Here is a 16,566-nt window from a genome sequence, read left to right as displayed (position 1 = left end):
TTGGTCAGTTTTTCGGCAGAGGCGATTCACCCTCACGATCTGTCAACGTTACTAGATGAGCATGGCATTGCCATCCGGGCCGGCCACCACTGCACGCAGCCGTTGCATCGCTACTTGAAGGTGCAATCGACAGCACGGGCTAGCGTTTATCTTTACAACACTTTGGCGGAAGTAGATCGCTTCTTGGAGGTTTTGGCGGAGGCGGTGGAGTTTTTCAGTGTGGCTTTAAGTTGAGGAGTTGTCTCTAGATCCTAGATCAAGGCCAGTCAAGGCCAGGGCAAATCAGAACCAAGGCGCTGCGTCCGTGCTAGGTGACCAGTGTTGGAGCACGATGACCCTCTGGGTCGTGCGGAGGACGAGAGACGTTGGCAAAGCCTGTTGGACGCTAGCGCGACCGCTAGTCACCTAGCACAGGGTCAATCCCTTTCGCGCCAGCGGTGCGGAGCACGCTAGCCCTTTTGAAATCGATTATGGAAACTACCGTTGGTGTCGCAAACCCGCGTTCACTTCAGGGGTGGCGCAGCCTGCTGTAGGCATTGTTGCTACGCAACGCTAATGCTACGCGACACGCGACTGCGGAGCATTAAAGGGCTGTAGCTCGAGTATTGAGTGTCCTCCAGCAAGGGATCCAGTTTGATCTTGATCTAGTGATCTAGTCTTCTCCTTCTAGCTTCTAGTGACCACCCATCTTGTGGCCAATTTCCTTGAGATCCGCACTACCGATGGGGCTCTCGTAGACAAATTGACCTCCCGCCATCACCACCAATCGGTCGGAAAGTTTGAGCAGTTCATCTAGATCCTCGCTAATCAGCAAAACAGCCACCCCCCGGTTACGGGCATCCACAATTTGGGAGTGAATGTAATCCACTGCCGCAAAATCTAGGCCAAAACAAGGGTTGGCAGCGATCAAAATTTGCGGATCCCCAGATAGTTCCCGCGCCAGAACTGCCCGCTGCACATTGCCCCCCGACAAGTGGCCAATCGGGGTTTGGGCTGTAGGCGTCTTCACCTTAAATTGCCCGATCAAGGCCCGGGCAGAGCGCCAAATTTCTTGCCAGATCAACATCCAGCCTTTCGCCATCGGATCCCGGTCGTAACAGCGCAAAGCCAGGTTCTCCCCAACGCTCATATTGGGGATGGAGGCATTTCTCAAAGGTTCCTCCGGCAGGCAGCAAACCCGATGACGCACCATTTCTGCACGAGTTGCCGTATACAGTTGTCCATTCACCTTGATCTGGCCCCCCGTTGCCATCCGCTGCCCTGCCAAAACCTCCATCAGTTCCCGTTGGCCGTTGCCGGAGACCCCCGCAATCCCGACGATCTCACCGCCATGGACAGTTAGGGTCACCCCCCGTACAGCGGGCAAGCCATTGTCTTTATCGGCATGGATCCCTTCAATTTGCAGCAGAGGGGATCCCGTTTCGCTCAGAGCTTTCTCCAGTTGCACCTGCACCCGTTGCTGACCCAGCATCATCTCAGCCATCTCTGCCGTCGATAGATCCTTCACCTCACCATGGCCAGCCAATTTTCCACGCCGTAACACCGTCACCTCATCGGCAAAGGCATTCACCTCCCGAAACTTGTGGGTGATCAGCAATACACTCAACTCCCCAGCTTCTACGGAGCGGCGTACCAACCCCAGCACTTCATCCGCTTCTTCTGGGGTTAAGACCGACGTCGGTTCATCCAAAATCAGGATCTTGGTATTCAGGTAAAGCTGCTTCAGAATTTCAACTTTTTGCTTTTCCCCTGCCGCCAAATCGGAAATAGAGGCCCGTAAATTCACCTGAAATGGAGCGGTTTCCATGAAGGCAGCCAGTTTTTCCTGCTCCTCCTTCCAATTGATCACCAAAGGCAAATCCGGACGAGCCAGCACCAAATTTTCTGCCACGGTCATAGCAGGAACAGAGGTGAAATGTTGGTACACCATGCCAATGCCGTAGTGGTAAGCATCCCGTGGGCTATGGATGGCACGAGCCCGTTTACCAATACAGATATCGCCAGAGTCGGCATGATAAAAGCCCATGATGCACTTCACCAGCGTGCTTTTGCCAGCCCCGTTTTCTCCCAGCAAGGCATGAAAGGATCCCGGCCTTAGCTTCATGGAAACGTGGTCTAGGGCCAACAGGGATCCAAATCGTTTGGTAATGTTAACAGCTTCTAGTTCTGGAGGAGCTTCTCGTGTCGTGGAGACTTGGGATTGGGCAGTGGTGGTCATGGATGGAAAGATCTCCTGAATGGATGGTTTTGTCTATACATAAAGAGGAGTTCAATCGTGTCTCCCTCGCTAATGCAACCCGGCAAAATTAGGAACATAGAGGGTGTACCCTCCTTCTTCACTGGGCTCCAGAACAACCTTGAGCTTCATCCCTCAACTCCCTCTAGTGTCTCGATCAAAGCAGCGGAACTGGCGACTGCCCCGAAAACACCGCCTTGCATCTGGATCATTTTCAGAGCGGCGAGATAATTTCCGTAGTCTGTGGCACCTGTGCAATCGGACAGCAACAAACATTCATAACCACGGTCGTTGGCATCCCGCAGGGTGGTGTGGACACAGACATCGGTGGTAATCCCGGTCAGAATCAGGTTCTGGATGCCTTTGCGCCTTAGGATCAAGTCCAAATCAGTGGCGTAGAAGGACCCTTTGCCCGGCTTGTCGATGATCACCTCGCCTGGCAGGGGTGCCAATTCGGGGATGATCTCCCAACCGGGTTCCCCCCGCACCAAGATCCGCCCACAAGGCCCGGGATCCCCAATGCCTGCCCCAATGCGTTGACTGCGCCAGCGTTTGTTTTCTGGCAAGTCCGAAAGATCGGGACGATGGCCCTCGCGGGTATGCAAAATCAAAAAGCCCTTGGTACGCATCACCGCCAAAACGCGACGAATCGGCTCGATGGGGGCGCGGGTGAGGGAGAGGTCGTAGCCCATTTTGTCCACGTAGCCGCCAACACCGCAGAAATCCGTCTGCATATCGATGATGATCAGGGCGGTGTTTTCAGGCCGCAAGTCGCCATTGTAGGGATAGGGGTAGGGTTCTGCTGCAACGTAGGATCCCATGGCACCTCTAGCGAAAAATAGGTTATCGAAGAACGGATCATCCGGTCGATCATCTTTGGGTGATATGACTCTAGGGCTACCGAGCAGGTCTGGCAAGCTGAATGGGGGTGGCGACCTCCGGCAGAACAATAAGACCTGCCAAGATAAAGCAAAGTTTGCCATCTTTATCTTTGGGCTTGTGTCTCCTCCGATTCAGTTCACCGCAGAACCTTGGTCGCACACCTACAGCGAAATTATCGATGTGCGTTCTCCCGCCGAGTTTGCGGAGGATCATTGGCCCGGGGCGATTAATTTGCCGGTTTTACAGGATGCAGAACGGGCGGAGGTGGGAACGCTCTACAAGCAGGTGGATCCCTTCACAGCCCGCAAACGGGGGGCCAGCTTGGTGGCCCAAAACATTAGCCGCCATTTGCAAACCCATTTTGCGGATAAAGATCGTGACTATCGTCCCCTAATCTATTGCTGGCGAGGCGGACAACGATCCGGCAGTTTGGCTTTGGTGCTGTCTCAGGTGGGCTGGCTGGTCACGGTTCTGGAAGGCGGATACAAGACCTACCGAGCTTGGGTGCGCAGACAACTTCAGACCCTACCGCAACAGTTTACTTACCGGGTTTTGTGTGGGGCAACGGGAAGCGGCAAAACCCAGTTGCTCCATCAGCTGCAGGTGCAGGGGGCACAGGTTCTGGACTTAGAGGGGCTAGCACGGCATCGGGGATCCCTGTTGGGGGCAGAGTGGCAGTTGCCGCAACCCAGTCAGAAGGGGTTTGAGAGCCGGTTGCTGCAAGCTTTTCTCAGCTGGGATCCCACCAAGTGGGTGTGGGTGGAATCGGAGAGTGCCAAGGTGGGCCAGTTGCATTTGCCACCCGCTCTTTGGCAAGCTCTGACGGAGGCCGACTGTATAGAAGTGCAGTTGCCCCTGCAGGAACGGGTGCAAGGGATTATTGCCCATTACCCCCATTGGATTGCCCATCCGCAGGCGTTGAAGCAGAAGTTATGGCCCCTCAAGGCTCGCTATGGCCAAGCCTGTTTGCAGTGGTGGTTTGAACTGATTGATGCCCAAAACTGGTCGGTATTGGTGCAGGAGCTGTTGGAGCAGCACTATGATCCCACCTATCGGCATGGGTTGCAGCGGTATTTTAATCGCATCCGCACCCGGATTGAGCTGCCCAACCTCTCAGAGGACAGCTTGAAAGAGGCCGCCAGACAGCTCTTAACCGATTCATCCCTGGCTAGGTCAGCACAATAAACTCCAGAGCCCGCAGCACCTCGAACCAATCGGAAACCTGCAGGTGAACCGTAGCATCCGCAACCAACTGGCAACCGGGATAAAAAGACTTGCGATAGGCGCGGGAAGGCTCTTTGTAGTCCACCTCCAGAAGAAAGTGCTCCGGCAGGGGGCGAGGCCGATACTCCTTAAGGCGCCGCAGGGATCCCTCCACCCCTTCTCGGATGGCTTGTAGAGTGCGCTGCGGATGCTGGGCGATCACCGATTGACCGATTCCTTTGTGGGTAATCACCGTTTGAATGGTGGGATCATAAGCCTTCGCTTCCGCACACAAGTCCGCATCCCCGGCCAGAAAAACCACCGGGATCCCTTCGTGGGCGGCGGTGAAGCTGACCAGATGGAACTCAGAAATGCGTTGGCCATTCAATCGGATTTGGCTGACTTCAGTGGTGTAGGTGTGGGCAAGGGGGTTAGCACCGGAGCCGGCGGGGGAATGGTAGCCAATCAGGATCAAGGCATCATAACTGCGATCCAACTCCTGCACCATGCAGTAGGGGTGCCCGCTCCAGCCCCGGATCAGCTGTACCGGTTCGGGGAGTCGGTCCGGGATGAGATTACGCCCAGAATCGTGAGCATCTTTGACGGTGATATGGGTGGCTCCGGCAGCCAGGGATCCCTCGCAAGCGGCAATCACCTCGCGGGTCATTTGCTCTCGAAACAGCTCATAACCGGGTTGGCCAATGGTGGCTTCATCCCAATGGTCGATTCCGGTGATCCCTTCGATGTCGGCGCTGATATAAACTTTCATTCCTCTTTCATTCCTAAAGAATACCTATCGGCAGTATCGAAAAAATTGATGCCTGCTCCCAAGGCCGCTTGAAAAAAGGGGCAGCTCTCCGCTTCCATCAGCACCCAATCCCGCCCCTGTTTGTTGCCATCAGTCATGGTGCCCAAGCATCGTCGGTCGCACAAGCGTTGCGGAGCAACAAAGACTTTCAAGCCCGTTTTGCCCAGATTGATAGATTGCATGGGATCCCGTCAGAAGGAGCACTGGCCCCTGAGGGAGCCTGGTGATACTGTAGCGATCTTCTGAAACTGGATGGCAGGGGATCCCCTGAGGAGCGAGAGGAATGATACCTTGGGTAAAAGTTGGGATCCGAACCGGAGCAATCAAGATGCTGAAATGCACCACCCGCCACGTCCATATCTTTGCTGGTGAGGTCACTGCCAACAACGACTTTTTGCCCCGAGAAGACCTGTTTACCTTGGATGTTGACCCGGACAACGAGCTGGTCTGGAATGATGCCGCTCTGCAGAAGGTGTATGCCCGCTTTGAGGAGTTGGTGGCTGCTTACCAAGGAAGGGACTTGACGGAGTACAACATGCGCCGCATTGGGTCGGATCTGGAGCACTTCATTCGCTCTCTGCTCAAACAAGGGGAGATCGCCTACAACCTTCAGGGCCGTACCCCGAACTTCAGCATGGGCTTCCCTCAGATTCCGGCGGAAGAGATTGTCGGCCAGTACATTCCCAAAGGCTAGTGTCTTGTTAGTGTTTTGAGTGTGACTCATTCAATTGGATCCTGTCTGCACTTATCGCTGGAGCACTTTTCCCATGTCTGGAGAACCTACCCCCGAAACCTCGGTGCCTGAAGAGGCCACAGCCAAGAAGCCCCCTCGATCCAAAGCGGCTGCCCCTGAGTCTGATGCTGCTGAAGCGCCTGCAAAAGCGGCGGGTAAGAAAGCCGCCAAGGCCAAAGAAGAAAAACCCTTTGAGCAAGAAATCACCGAGGATGTGATCCCAGCTGCCATCGCTGCCTTTCAAAAACGGGGCGTGACCGATCTACAACTGCGCCTCGAGGGGAAAACGCTGCTTGGCTCCTTTGCGGGCGGGAAAAAGCAATTTAGCGTGTTGTTTGCCGAGGGATCCCTGAACGGTCGGAAGTTCTTTCGCTGTACCACCGAGGGATCCCCGGCCAGCACCATTGAGTCTTTTATGATTGATGAGCGGCGGGTGGATGTCAATCTACTGGTGTTTTACTTGGTCCAGCGGCTTTATGCCCAACAGTGGTATTGAAGTCAGGAGAGAGGGCTGCTGTAGGAAAGCGAAGGGTTCTAGAGTTCCCAGAATTCCTGACTGAGGTAACGGCAGCTTGTCTGAAATACATATTGAAATCATATTGAAATCAGATTAAGTATAATCCCTTATCCTCTGAGCTTGCAGGCAAGAACCGGTAGGGATCCCTTTCATCAAGACTTTCACAAAGCTTGGCGAATGCTTGCAAACTCTCTAGCCGCTCGGTGAGTTCACTCAGTTGATCCAGATACTCCGCAATACCGACTTGAGTCAGATACCAGGATTTATCCAGGTCGCGGAAATAGGACATTTGAAACTCGACGTCAAGATCACTTTTTCTTCGGTAAAGTTGCTCAGGAGTGAGAGACTGATCGACGGGTGAAAGACGGGCAATACGCCGAATACGTTCAGTAGAAATGTAAGGAGCAAATCGGGGGGCATCGTAAGTGTAGGCGGTTTTGAGACGGGGGCGATCGTCTGGAAGAAGAGCCTCACACCACTTTTGGGACAGTTGACGAAACCGGGGAACTTCTGAATTAAGGATAGCAGTGGAATCTTTGACAAAACCGTGTTTGATGAGCAGCTGCGACTCGGTAGCCAGAGAAACGGCCCAACCCTTGAGAGCAATATCACCCAGAAGGAGGTATCGGGCTTGCCGCTGGGTAGGGATTTGATGAGCCTGATCGACAAAAAAGACGCGAGCTTCAGTTAAAGCCTTGAGGGCATCCCGAGGAGAAGAATCAGGAAAGCGGGCTAGGCTGGCAAGCTCGGCCTGAAGTTTGGCAAGGTTTTGGATGAAGATGGCGCGATGGAGTTCAGAGATGGCATCCAAAATTTCGGTTCGGCTTTGCTCCGCTAGAACTTTCAAGTAGGCCAACTGACCAGAGAGAGTATCCAGTCTAGATTCGATGTCTCGGATCCCGGCTTCAACAGTGTTTTTGAGATCGATAATAGCATTTTGTAGCTGATTCATGCGGAAGTGCATGTAAGTGAAGCCAATGATGCTAACTCCTAGGTTGAGAGCGCTGGCCCCAGCAGCAATCTGAGACATACCCATGGCAGAACTGGACAAAAGACCAGGGATTTGCGGGTTAACCTGACGCCCAAGGACATTAATGATTGGATTTGCTCCACCTAAAATAGGAGTATCCGGGCTGTGCATCAGCGCTTCTGTCAGGCCAGGTGACTCAGTTAAGTGTTTAACAATACGTCCACTGCTGGCTTCCCGAATCACACCACCGTAACGAACCAAGGATCCATCGAGAAGTCCCTTGACAATGGGAGCTGAAGCAGAGAGCAGAGTAGGGATAAGCACAAGACAAGCTCCTAAACCTTAAACCAACTTGTAAAAACCTTTATGCTCAAAAGAAGCAGGCAGTAATGGGGGAGAGACCCCTACAATCCTCGCCCTACCAGCTAGCTGCATGAAAGCATCTAGTTTATCTAGAAGATCTACCCCTTTATCCAATCCTCTATCTAACTTAGAAGAGATGTCTTTGTCTACTTCAAGAGCTATCAGATGAAAAGCATACTCATCACTTGGATCTGCTTTTTGGATGTTCCTACCCTTAATTAGATCCATAAAGTTGTTTGTATTAAATGACTGACTTGATCCTTTCCACATATATTTTGAGCACTGGAAAAGTTTCTTACAAGAATCCTCATCTAATGGTTTACCTATTGGGATAGAGCTGATACTTTCGATTTCGGAAGTTCTGAACGCTAGCACTAAGAACGTAGAGCCTTTTTGAGGAGCTGACCTAGTTTCCTGGTTCCCCCCCTGAAGTTCGCCAAGCTGCTCAGCAAGCCAAACTCCTACCCCAGCACCAGCAGCAGCACCTATCGGTCCCCCTATCAATGCACCTAGCAAACCACCAGCAGCGGCAGCTCCCCCAACCCTAATGACTTGGTCTTGATTCTCTCCTGGCATTTTCTCATCTCCCTACCGCAGATAATGATTCCAACGCTTCCTCAATCCATTTCTTCCTTTCTTCTAGAGAATCGATGATAATCGTTTTTATGTCTGTTTGTGCATTGAGTTCTTGCCTTTGTTTGTCCAGCTCGTTGAGAGCCAAGTTAATGGTTCTCTCATGGGATTCCTGGATAACTTCCTTTGCTTTACTAACATAGTCGATCAGCCATTTCTTCAGAGCATTCCACAACTCCTTCTTGCCAAGATTTATCCCCTCCGACCACTGGCTAGCCATTACATCGAAGCTTGGGACACTCAATCGCTGATAGTTTCTTGTGCCGATAATAACTTCCTTATAGTCGACCCCTCCCCAGCAGGATCTTCGTTTGGTTTTTTTTTGTCTTTATGGGTTCTGTTTCTTCCTCCACAGTTAGAGGATCTGGGAAAACAAAAACCTCATCTTCTGGGAGAGTCAAAGGGTGGCTCTCAGTGTAAACCTTAATGTCATTAACAATCGCTTGGCTAATAGATAAAGAATCTGGGGAGTCTTTATAAATGTTAATTAGGCCTTCAACGAGCTGTGAGATCAAGGAGTTGCCAAACGACACAAAGGTTTTCGCCTTGGCTTGCAGTAGAAATTCAGCCCTGCATGTGAGCGCTTGCCTGACTGATTGATACAAGGCCCGAGTTACAAATTCAGCATTCTCTATTTTTTTGTGCTTTTGGCCATCAGACGCCTCAGTCTCGATCCGGATTGTAAAGTTATCTGCGCCTCGCTCAAAATCACTAAAAACTCTGATGGCCAGATCGCAGCATCTAGCCACACGATTTGCCAAATGCCCAGGTACAACCTTTGAGAGAGAATCTTCCAGTTCGTAAATCCCAATCTCTCCCCTGAGTGCTCCACGAATAGGTAGAATGACCTGCAGTGTAAGATCCTTTGCCCGATCCTCTAGGAAATCAGAGAAGGCTGGAAACCCTGTCCATCCTTTTTCTTTCGCCTTCTTTTCGATCTTTAAGTTATCCTCAGGACTTCCATCACTTTTGGAAATTTGTTCTTCTAGATCTGAGATGTCATCAACAAATTTTGCAACAAGCTTTTCTGCCTCTGCTTTACAGCTCTCTTGTCTTTGCTGAATATAGCGCTGCTGCCTGTCCACCTCTTCAATGGTCTCAATCCGTCTTGCTTCTATTACAATATCCATCGAGGCAACAAAATCTTTGGCTGTGTTGACTACTTGAAATAATGCCGGTGTTATTACGGCTGCTGGGAAGGCAGATCTAACCCTTTCTCGTAAGGCATTCCATAGTGTTCCTCCGCCACTCCAATCTAATGCATACATTAGAACTTTCTTGACATCCTCATCACTGATATCTAGGCCTTCCTCAATATCTTGCTCTAAATCATGTAGCCAGCTTCTCAGGATTCTATCCCCACTCGTGGAAGTTTTGATTAACTTGGCACAGTCCTTAAAAAGAGAGTCAAGCATCCGTTTTCGGACACCGGGATCTACATCTGAAGATTGAAATGAATTGGCTCCCCATGCACACTGAGCGTAGAAAAGCATCAGAGCGCTCAGCGGAACAACATGGGGCTGATCAGGAAGCTCTAGGACATTTTGGATCTCGCGCTGCAATTCTTCGATACGCTCCTCCAGAGGCTTATCCTGCTGAGTTCGCAAGTCCACCCTGTTGAGCAAAAAGAGGATTTGGTCGGTTCGGCCCCCTAAATACTCCACTACATTTTTGAGTTCTTTTAACAGAGAAGCTCGATGCTGATCATCGACTTGAGTGTAATCCAGAGAAACAATACTAAAACATTTGCTTACTTGCTCTTGGATAACCCGTAGGTTACTCCTGTCCTGAATTGATTTTAATCCCGGCAAATCATAAATCTCGACACCCACCTCCTTCGGCAAATTCAGCAAAGATGGATCCCTGACTGGCAGAATCGGGCAATAAACATCTACTTCTGGCACCATTGCTTCAACATTATTTTTCTTCTTTTTGCGCTCTTGATGGTAAGCACCCATGACATGCTCTACCTTGCTGTATATCTCCTGGTCACTCAGACCCTCCCACATTCCGGTTTCCCATGTGGATCCCTCGGTTTCGTGGATCACCAGCTTGGTTTCCTCGCTGTGCTTAACGCGCAGGATCCCGGCACTCATCTCTTGAGCTTCGATTGGGGCTATCTGCCTGCCGATCAGGGCATTGACAATGGTGGACTTGCCGGACGAAGTAGTACCGATGGTGGCAATGCGGAAGGAAGGGTTCTCTAGGCGAGCGACGGCCTCCTCGTAATCAACGCGGAATTTTTCCAATTTCTCTAGGATGAGTGGATCCCCAATCGTGTCTTGATACTCGTTGGGGATCCCCTTGACAGCGTTACCCAGCTGAAAAAGCAGCTCGCGGCTTGTTTGTAAGACCTGTGAGGGATGCATTGGGGGGAACCTCCCTGTTCAGCCAAATTAAAAGCAAATTTCCTTAAACCCTACCATAAACAGCATAGGAGTCGTGTAGTCTTCTTTACTTATTTCTACTTATTTCTAAATTTTGGATTGGGAGTAGAGATGTAAGCCCACAGTTGAAGCCAGGCAGGTATCGGGGATCCCTGGGATCTACTTGCCAAACCGCCGCTGCCGAGACTGATAGCTGAGCAATGCCTCGTGAAAAGCGGCCCGGTCAAAATCTGGCCATAGAATCGGGGTGAAATACTGCTCGGTATAGGCCATCTGCCAGAGGAGAAAGTTGCTAATCCGCATTTCGCCGCTGGTACGAATCAACAGATCGGGATCCGATAGGCCAGTGGTGTACAGAAACTGGGAAAACAAAGCCTCATCGATCTGATCCGGGTGCAAAAGCCCCTGCTGCACCAAGGTGGCAATAGAACGGCAGGCTTGTAGGATCTCCTGTCTACCGCCGTAGTTGAGGGCCACCGTCAGACAAATCCCCTGGTTTTGGCGGGTGCTCTCCACGGCGTGCAAAATGGTGTCTTGCAATGAAGTGGGTAATGCCGACAGTTGACCGGCAAACTGAATGCGCACCCCCTGCTGCACCATTTCCTCCAATTCTTGCCAGAGCACCTGCTCGAATAGAGTCATGAGAAAATCCACCTCTTCATGGGCACGGCCCCAGTTTTCGGTGGAAAAAGCATAGGCGGTCAGGGCCGGGATCCCCCAATCATCGCAGCAGCGCAGCAACTCCTTCAGGGCCAAGACCCCCTGTCGATGTCCAAGGCTACGGGGTAATCCTCGCTTTTGTGCCCAACGACCGTTGCCATCCATGACCACCGCCACATGGTGGGGTAACAACTGACGATCCAGATCGGCGGGCAACTGTAGAAGATGGGCTGGAGAAAGGGTCATGCGGATTATTCTTTAGGAAGAGTTTTCTCAGGTTTGCGAGGCAATTTGGCCAGATCCCGCAGGGATCCCCACCAGCGTTGCGGCCCATTGCGAAACCAGGGATGGGACCACAATCCTTGCAACGGTACCTCCCGTTTGGCATCGCGGCTACCCCGCAATCGTTTTGCCAGCAGCTCTTGCAATTTGGTACTGGTTAGGGGTCGTTCCAGACGGCCTCCTTCCGCCAGAGAGATGGATCCCGTCTCTTCTGAGACCACAATACACAAACAGTTGGTTTGTTCTGTGATCCCCATCGCTGCGCGGTGCCGTGTTCCCAACTGCCGGGAGGCCACCCGTTCCGATACAGGTAGGATCACCCCCGCTGCCCGAATCCGATCCTGATGGATGACCACTGCCCCATCGTGGAGCAAGGTTGTGGTTTGAAAAATGGTCTGCAAGATCTCCCGCGATACCCGCGCCTGCAGCAGCACTCCTTTGTCAGTAAAGACCCGTGAATCAATCGGTTGATCCGGCTCAATCACGATCAATGCCCCTGTTCGATTTTGGGAGAGCTCCCGCACCGCCTGCACCAGCTCCTCCAGCAAGTCCTCTTCGGGATCGTCTTCGTAGTCTCCCGCGTTACCCGGCCACTCAATGCGGATTGCCTTGGCCAACTGCTCCAGGAGCCGCCGAAACTCCGGCTGAAACAGCACGCCCATCGCCACCGCTGTAGCGACCAACAACCGATCCAAAATCAGATTGACCAACGGCAGTGGGGTGGTAACCAGAAATAATACCAACAACAGAATAAATCCCCGAACCAGCACCCCAGCACGACTGTCGCGGGTGTAATAAAGAGCCAGTGCCAACAACAAGACTGCCAGAGCCCAGTCCAAGAGGCTGAGAAAGTTAAATTGCTGTAGCCAAGCCCATATGGCCGCCAGCATGGCGAAAAACCCCGTTCACGCTCCTCTCATTGCGGAACCTCTGCCTGCCCCGTCCCAGAACTTTCAGACCTGCGGCCCCCTGACCAGCCTACCACTCACCCCCACCAGACTTACGCCTCCTCTGGCCATAGACGCTCAATTGTGACTCACTTTTCCCTTCAGCGCAGCAACCGCTCCGGCAGAAGGTCTTGACGGATGAGATCTGCATAGGTTTCCCGTCGCAGAATCAGTTGAGCCTGTCCTTCATTGACCAGCACCGCAGCTGGCCGGGGGTAACGATTGTAATTGGAGGCCATGCTGTAGTTGTAGGCGCCTGTGGCCAGCACCACCAACACCTCCCCTGCCACCGGATCGGGTAAGCGGATATCCCTCAGCAACACATCCCCTGATTCACAGTGCTTGCCGGCCACCGTCACCAGTTGGGTAGGTTCAGCTTCCGGTCGATTGGCCAGTCGCGCCGTGTAGCGGGCTTGATAGGTCATGGGGCGCGGGTTGTCGGACATACCCCCGTCGATGGTGATATAGGTGCGTCCTTCCGGTAGGTCATCGCTGGCCGGGATCCCTTTTTGACCCCCTAAGGTGTAGGCGGTAACGGCGGCTGGCCCAATCAGAGACCGTCCCGGCTCACAGAGCAACTTGGGCAACGGGATCCCGGCCAATCCAAACCCCTGTTGAACGGCGGTAGCCACGGTTTCCACCCAGGCTGGAATCGAGGGGGGATCATCCGACTCCACATAGCGGATCCCGAGGCCCCCGCCCACATTCAGTTCTTGCAACGGCAACCCTTTGTGCAGCCCTTGCCGCCAGATTTGGGCCAATACCCCCACCAGATCCCGATGACCCTGCAGATCAAAAATCTGGGATCCGATATGGGCATGGAACCCAACACAACGCAACTGGAGATGCTGGCTTAAGAACTCGAAGGCCTGCGGCAATTGAAACTGCCCAATGCCAAACTTGCTGTCGGTTTGTCCGGTGCGGATGTACTCGTGGGTATGCACATCGATGCCGGGGTTGATTCTCAGTAGCAGCCGAGCCGGCTGTTCTGGAGTGGCCAGGGCTGCCAGTTGCTCCAGCTCAAATAGGCTATCCACAACCACGGTGCAACCCACTTCAAGGGCCATTTTTAGCTCCTCCACCGACTTGGCATTGCCGTGTAGGTAGAGATCCTCTCCCTTGGCTCCCGCCTGCAGAGCTGTGTACAGCTCCCCGCCAGAGGCTACATCCAAACCCAACCCTTCCTGCAAAGCCAACGCACAAATCGCCAAACAATTCCAGGCTTTCGTGGCATACAAAACCTGGGAGGTGCCTCCGTAGCACTGAGCCAGGGTATCTCGATAAAGCTGACAGGCTCGCCGCAGTGTCCACTCGTCCAAGATGTAGAGAGGGGATCCGAACTCTTGCACCAACTCCACCACATCACACCCCCCGATTTCCAGGTGTCCCTGGCTGTTGGTTCGACTGGTTAAGGGGTATAGTGACTGGTTGGGAGAGACTACTGGAGTCGCTTGAGTGGAGCTGCTGAGGGTAGAAACCATAGATGAGGAAATGAAAACCGTTCTTTACCATATCAAGTTTCCCCGGGGCGATGACCAGCCTTGAAAAAACGAGGGGTTTTTCCCAGTCAGCTCTCGATCAATTCCAACACTTTCTGCTAACATGGGAAGCCTGCATGACTGGGTCGATGCCCGAGGGGTTAAAGGGGGCGGACTGTAAATCCGCTGGCTTACGCCTACGTTGGTTCAAATCCAACTCGGCCCACCATTCCAATTGCCCACGTGGCTCAGTGGTAGAGCACCCCCTTGGTAAGGGGGAGGTCACGAGTTCAATCCTCGTCGTGGGCTTGCAAGCTGTTCCAGATAGATAGTGGGGCCCTTACAAGTCAGTCTTGTTTTGACCCTTTTGGATGAAGTTTTCTGGCAACTTTGTCAGCCTGATTGACTGACAAAAGATGGTGAGTTTTGGGCCGTTGTCAGCGATGAACCCACCCGCCTACACACCTTCGAGGAATACGGATTGCAGCGTTTCTCGACGACCCATCCAACGGATGGAATCCCTAGCAATCCGAGATTTGCGACCTCTGCGGACGCCGGTTCCTCTTGATCATCGATACTGGAGTGATCATCCCCCTGCTGCAAAGGTCGCCATCAAAATCAGTGACAGCAGGATGCCGGGAAAAAGCAACGTCACCAACGTCAGCAATTCGGAAGGGGTCATTGGGCAGTGCTCCCGCGCCAGAAGGTTTGCAACAGTTTCTACGCTACTGAGCCTGATGGGGATCTGCGTCATCCTTTTGGGATCCCTTAACACTTTTCTTTGAGAATACTTGTAGGCCCACTGGGGAGTTCAGTCCATCCACCTTGACTGAGTCCCCGCCAAGCTCGAACCTTAGCTCTTCTTCTTAAGGTTGAGTTTAGAATCTGGGGGGTTCTGGATTGGGATCCCGCTAGGGCTAAGCAGGTTCTAGCGGTGCTCTGAGTGCATGGAGGTTTGCTCCATCAAGTTCAATTGCACCACCAACCACCACAGGGTTACATCGGAATAGGTAGCTCTGCGCTTAAGCCGAGAAATGGAGTGCACTGGATTTTGACTGTCGATCATCCACTCAGAAGCGATGATTTGACCACGTTGCTGGGCGTTCATTTCTTCTTCCTCCACTCGCCAACTACCTATATTTAGGATGGCGAATCCATCCAAGAGCGTGTGAAAAAATATATTACGCAGTCCCACGCGACAGCTGCTAACTTTCTTAGCAATTACAAGCTCGAAGACTGCCAAGTCGTGGATTGGCTGCGGAAGGATACCGATTTTTTTGAGAAGGTGAAAGAAAAGCTTCACAAAAGTGGCAAAATATCAGGCAAGTCGATTGACCTTTGCTTCATAAGTCTTAAACTCAATCATCTGTCCATCGACACATCTGTCTGTGGATTGGATCTAGTTGAGCTGCATCAATCCGTTAGATCCGTCTAATCTATCTACATGGGCAGTCGCTTCTTCGTTCTTCTACCCGAACACCCACTCAGAATATGCGAGCCGCCTCTCCTCCTCTGACTTCCCAGCCCCGTTCTGCCCTTGGGGAAGTGGTGGAGGCCAGTACCACAACCTTTGTCGCCCAGTGTTTTGAACCGGAACGGCTGACTTTCCCGACGATGCCTGCCCTCGGCAGTTGGACACGCTCCCAGGATGAAGAGACTGGCAACTGGATTTATGGGGTAGTTTGCCATGCCGCCATCACCCCCATCGACACCGTTCACCGTGCCAGAGCTTTAGGTCTATCCGCCCAGGAGCTACGGGAGCAACAACCCCAAATTTTTGCCATGTTGCGAACCGATTTCCGCTCAGCGATTGTCGGATTTGTCAGCGAAGGGCGCATCTATCAGTATTTGCCCCCCCGCCCTCCCCAGATTCACCAACCGGTTTACCGTTGCTCTGAAGCAGAGGTGGCGGAGTTTTGTAGCTCTTTCGAGTTTTTGCGCACCCTGCTGCAGGTAGGCGGGATCCCTGCCGATGAGTTGGTGGCTGCCGTGATCCGCCAGAGCTACCAGATCTTGAACCGGGATCGCAACTGGCTTTTACAGGCGGGGCGACACCTGAGTTCGCTCCTGCGGGAGGATTATGAGCATCTCAGCGCAATTTTACGAAAGATTGAAGCCTAAGCGAAGAAATATTGAGAATGGCTTTATTACCAAGCTGAGAATGGTAGTCTGGGGCGGTTTCCCAATGGATTCATCCCAACAGATGGATTGGTTGGATCCCTTTTGTATCCCCATTTCTTGCTTAAAAATGTTTAACAAATTCAATCCTTCAGACAAACCTTCCAAGGGTAACTGGGCTGGCCGCACCTTCTCCGCTGCTGTCGGGGCCTCGGTGGCAGCCGCTGTCTGCATTGCCCATGGTCAGCCGGCTTATGTGTCTGTGTTAGTGGCCAGTTGTGCGACAGTATTTGCCCTGGTTTTGGATGAATTAGGCTGGATCTGAGCTTGCAGCTTGCCTTCAACCGAA

18 protein-coding genes, 2 tRNA genes and 1 pseudogene are annotated in these 16,566 nt (G+C 52.5%); 8 read left to right on the top strand and 13 right to left on the bottom strand.

Annotated features, from left to right (window positions below; all coding sequences use genetic code 11):
- On the top strand, nt 1–234 hold a 234-nt coding region (locus JX360_RS12425), incomplete at its 5' end, for an aminotransferase class V-fold PLP-dependent enzyme (RefSeq protein ID WP_244351425.1).
- 439 nt (nt 235–673) lie between these two features.
- Here the strand turns inward: JX360_RS12425 and JX360_RS12420 are convergent.
- The 3 genes and pseudogenes from JX360_RS12420 to biuH all read right to left on the bottom strand — a co-directional run bounded on the left by JX360_RS12420 (nt 674) and on the right by biuH (nt 3,057).
- The gene (locus JX360_RS12420; protein WP_244351424.1) at nt 674–2,218 is read right to left on the bottom strand and encodes an ABC transporter ATP-binding protein; all 1,545 of its coding nucleotides are present in this window, start codon (nt 2,216–2,218) and stop codon (nt 674–676) included.
- 50 nt (nt 2,219–2,268) lie between these two features.
- Nucleotides 2,269–2,368: pseudogene (locus JX360_RS17990) on the bottom strand (type II toxin-antitoxin system HicB family antitoxin); the annotation flags it as partial.
- Nucleotides 2,365–3,057 carry a biuret amidohydrolase gene (gene biuH / locus JX360_RS12415; protein ID WP_244351422.1) on the bottom strand — a complete coding sequence of 231 codons (693 nt, stop codon included), beginning with the start codon at nt 3,055–3,057 and terminating at the stop codon, nt 2,365–2,367. The gene biuH and the pseudogene JX360_RS17990, both read right to left, overlap by 4 nt.
- A 178-nt stretch (nt 3,058–3,235) precedes the next feature.
- Between biuH and mnmH the strand changes: the two genes are divergently transcribed.
- On the top strand, nt 3,236–4,303 hold the full coding sequence (gene mnmH / locus JX360_RS12410; RefSeq protein ID WP_244351420.1) for a tRNA 2-selenouridine(34) synthase MnmH: 1,068 nt from the start codon (nt 3,236–3,238) through the stop codon (nt 4,301–4,303).
- Here mnmH and JX360_RS12405 read toward each other — a convergent pair.
- A complete protein-coding gene (locus JX360_RS12405) occupies nt 4,287–5,090 on the bottom strand; it encodes a M55 family metallopeptidase (RefSeq protein ID WP_244351418.1) in 804 nt (267 codons plus the stop codon). The two genes, mnmH and JX360_RS12405, sit on opposite strands and share 17 nt — an antisense overlap.
- Nucleotides 5,087–5,311: an aldo/keto reductase gene (locus tag JX360_RS12400; RefSeq protein ID WP_244351417.1), complete on the bottom strand. Its 225-nt coding sequence runs from the start codon at nt 5,309–5,311 to the stop codon at nt 5,087–5,089. Before JX360_RS12400 ends, JX360_RS12405 begins: the two co-directional genes overlap by 4 nt.
- A 146-nt stretch (nt 5,312–5,457) precedes the next feature.
- Here JX360_RS12400 and JX360_RS12395 point away from each other — a divergent pair, with 146 nt between their 5' ends.
- A complete protein-coding gene (locus JX360_RS12395; RefSeq protein WP_244351416.1) occupies nt 5,458–5,823 on the top strand; it encodes an NAD(P)H-quinone oxidoreductase subunit M in 366 nt (121 codons plus the stop codon).
- Between the two features lie 73 nt (nt 5,824–5,896).
- Nucleotides 5,897–6,358 (top strand): DUF2996 domain-containing protein, encoded by a 462-nt coding sequence (locus JX360_RS12390; RefSeq protein ID WP_244351415.1) that lies wholly within the window; start codon nt 5,897–5,899, stop codon nt 6,356–6,358.
- 109 nt (nt 6,359–6,467) lie between these two features.
- On the opposite strand, the gene JX360_RS12385 is transcribed toward JX360_RS12390, so the two are convergent.
- The 7 genes from JX360_RS12385 to lysA all read right to left on the bottom strand — a co-directional run bounded on the left by JX360_RS12385 (nt 6,468) and on the right by lysA (nt 14,102).
- The gene (locus JX360_RS12385; RefSeq protein ID WP_244351414.1) at nt 6,468–7,673 is read right to left on the bottom strand and encodes a hypothetical protein; all 1,206 of its coding nucleotides are present in this window, start codon (nt 7,671–7,673) and stop codon (nt 6,468–6,470) included.
- Nucleotides 7,674–7,691: 18 nt separating this feature from the next.
- On the bottom strand, nt 7,692–8,288 hold the full coding sequence (locus JX360_RS12380) for a hypothetical protein (RefSeq protein WP_244351412.1): 597 nt from the start codon (nt 8,286–8,288) through the stop codon (nt 7,692–7,694).
- 4 nt (nt 8,289–8,292) lie between these two features.
- Nucleotides 8,293–8,565, bottom strand: coding sequence for a hypothetical protein (locus JX360_RS12375; RefSeq protein ID WP_244351410.1), 273 nt, complete (start codon nt 8,563–8,565; stop codon nt 8,293–8,295).
- Nucleotides 8,566–8,623: 58 nt separating this feature from the next.
- Nucleotides 8,624–10,714, bottom strand: a complete 2,091-nt coding sequence (locus JX360_RS12370; protein WP_244351408.1) for a dynamin family protein — start codon at nt 10,712–10,714, stop codon at nt 8,624–8,626.
- A gap of 177 nt (nt 10,715–10,891) precedes the next feature.
- Nucleotides 10,892–11,638, bottom strand: coding sequence for an isoprenyl transferase (locus JX360_RS12365; RefSeq protein WP_244351407.1), 747 nt, complete (start codon nt 11,636–11,638; stop codon nt 10,892–10,894).
- Between the two features lie 5 nt (nt 11,639–11,643).
- Nucleotides 11,644–12,564 carry a diadenylate cyclase CdaA gene (cdaA, locus tag JX360_RS12360; protein WP_244351406.1) on the bottom strand — a complete coding sequence of 307 codons (921 nt, stop codon included), beginning with the start codon at nt 12,562–12,564 and terminating at the stop codon, nt 11,644–11,646.
- Nucleotides 12,565–12,722: 158 nt separating this feature from the next.
- Complete coding sequence (gene lysA / locus JX360_RS12355) at nt 12,723–14,102, bottom strand: diaminopimelate decarboxylase (RefSeq protein WP_244351405.1); 1,380 nt, start codon at nt 14,100–14,102, stop codon at nt 12,723–12,725.
- A 140-nt stretch (nt 14,103–14,242) separates the two neighbouring features.
- Here lysA and JX360_RS12350 point away from each other — a divergent pair.
- Nucleotides 14,243–14,328 (top strand) — tRNA-Tyr (locus tag JX360_RS12350).
- An 8-nt stretch (nt 14,329–14,336) separates the two neighbouring features.
- Nucleotides 14,337–14,408: transfer RNA gene (locus tag JX360_RS12345), tRNA-Thr, on the top strand.
- Nucleotides 14,409–15,027: 619 nt separating this feature from the next.
- On the opposite strand, the gene JX360_RS12340 is transcribed toward JX360_RS12345, so the two are convergent.
- Nucleotides 15,028–15,207: a hypothetical protein gene (locus tag JX360_RS12340; protein WP_244351404.1), complete on the bottom strand. Its 180-nt coding sequence runs from the start codon at nt 15,205–15,207 to the stop codon at nt 15,028–15,030.
- Between the two features lie 383 nt (nt 15,208–15,590).
- On the opposite strand from JX360_RS12340, the gene JX360_RS12335 reads away from it, so the two are divergent.
- Both JX360_RS12335 and JX360_RS12330 read left to right on the top strand, forming a co-directional pair.
- Nucleotides 15,591–16,220, top strand: a complete 630-nt coding sequence (locus tag JX360_RS12335) for a hypothetical protein (protein ID WP_244351403.1) — start codon at nt 15,591–15,593, stop codon at nt 16,218–16,220.
- Nucleotides 16,180–16,542: a hypothetical protein gene (locus JX360_RS12330; RefSeq protein WP_244351402.1), complete on the top strand. Its 363-nt coding sequence runs from the start codon at nt 16,180–16,182 to the stop codon at nt 16,540–16,542. The genes JX360_RS12335 and JX360_RS12330 overlap by 41 nt, the downstream gene beginning before the upstream one ends.
- The last annotated feature ends 24 nt before the right edge of the window (nt 16,543–16,566 follow it).

Origin of the sequence: Thermostichus vulcanus str. 'Rupite', from assembly GCF_022848905.1 — a bacterium.
Lineage (GTDB): Bacteria > Cyanobacteriota > Cyanobacteriia > Thermostichales > Thermostichaceae > Thermostichus > Thermostichus vulcanus_A.
This window is presented reverse-complemented; position numbering and strand designations above follow the sequence as displayed.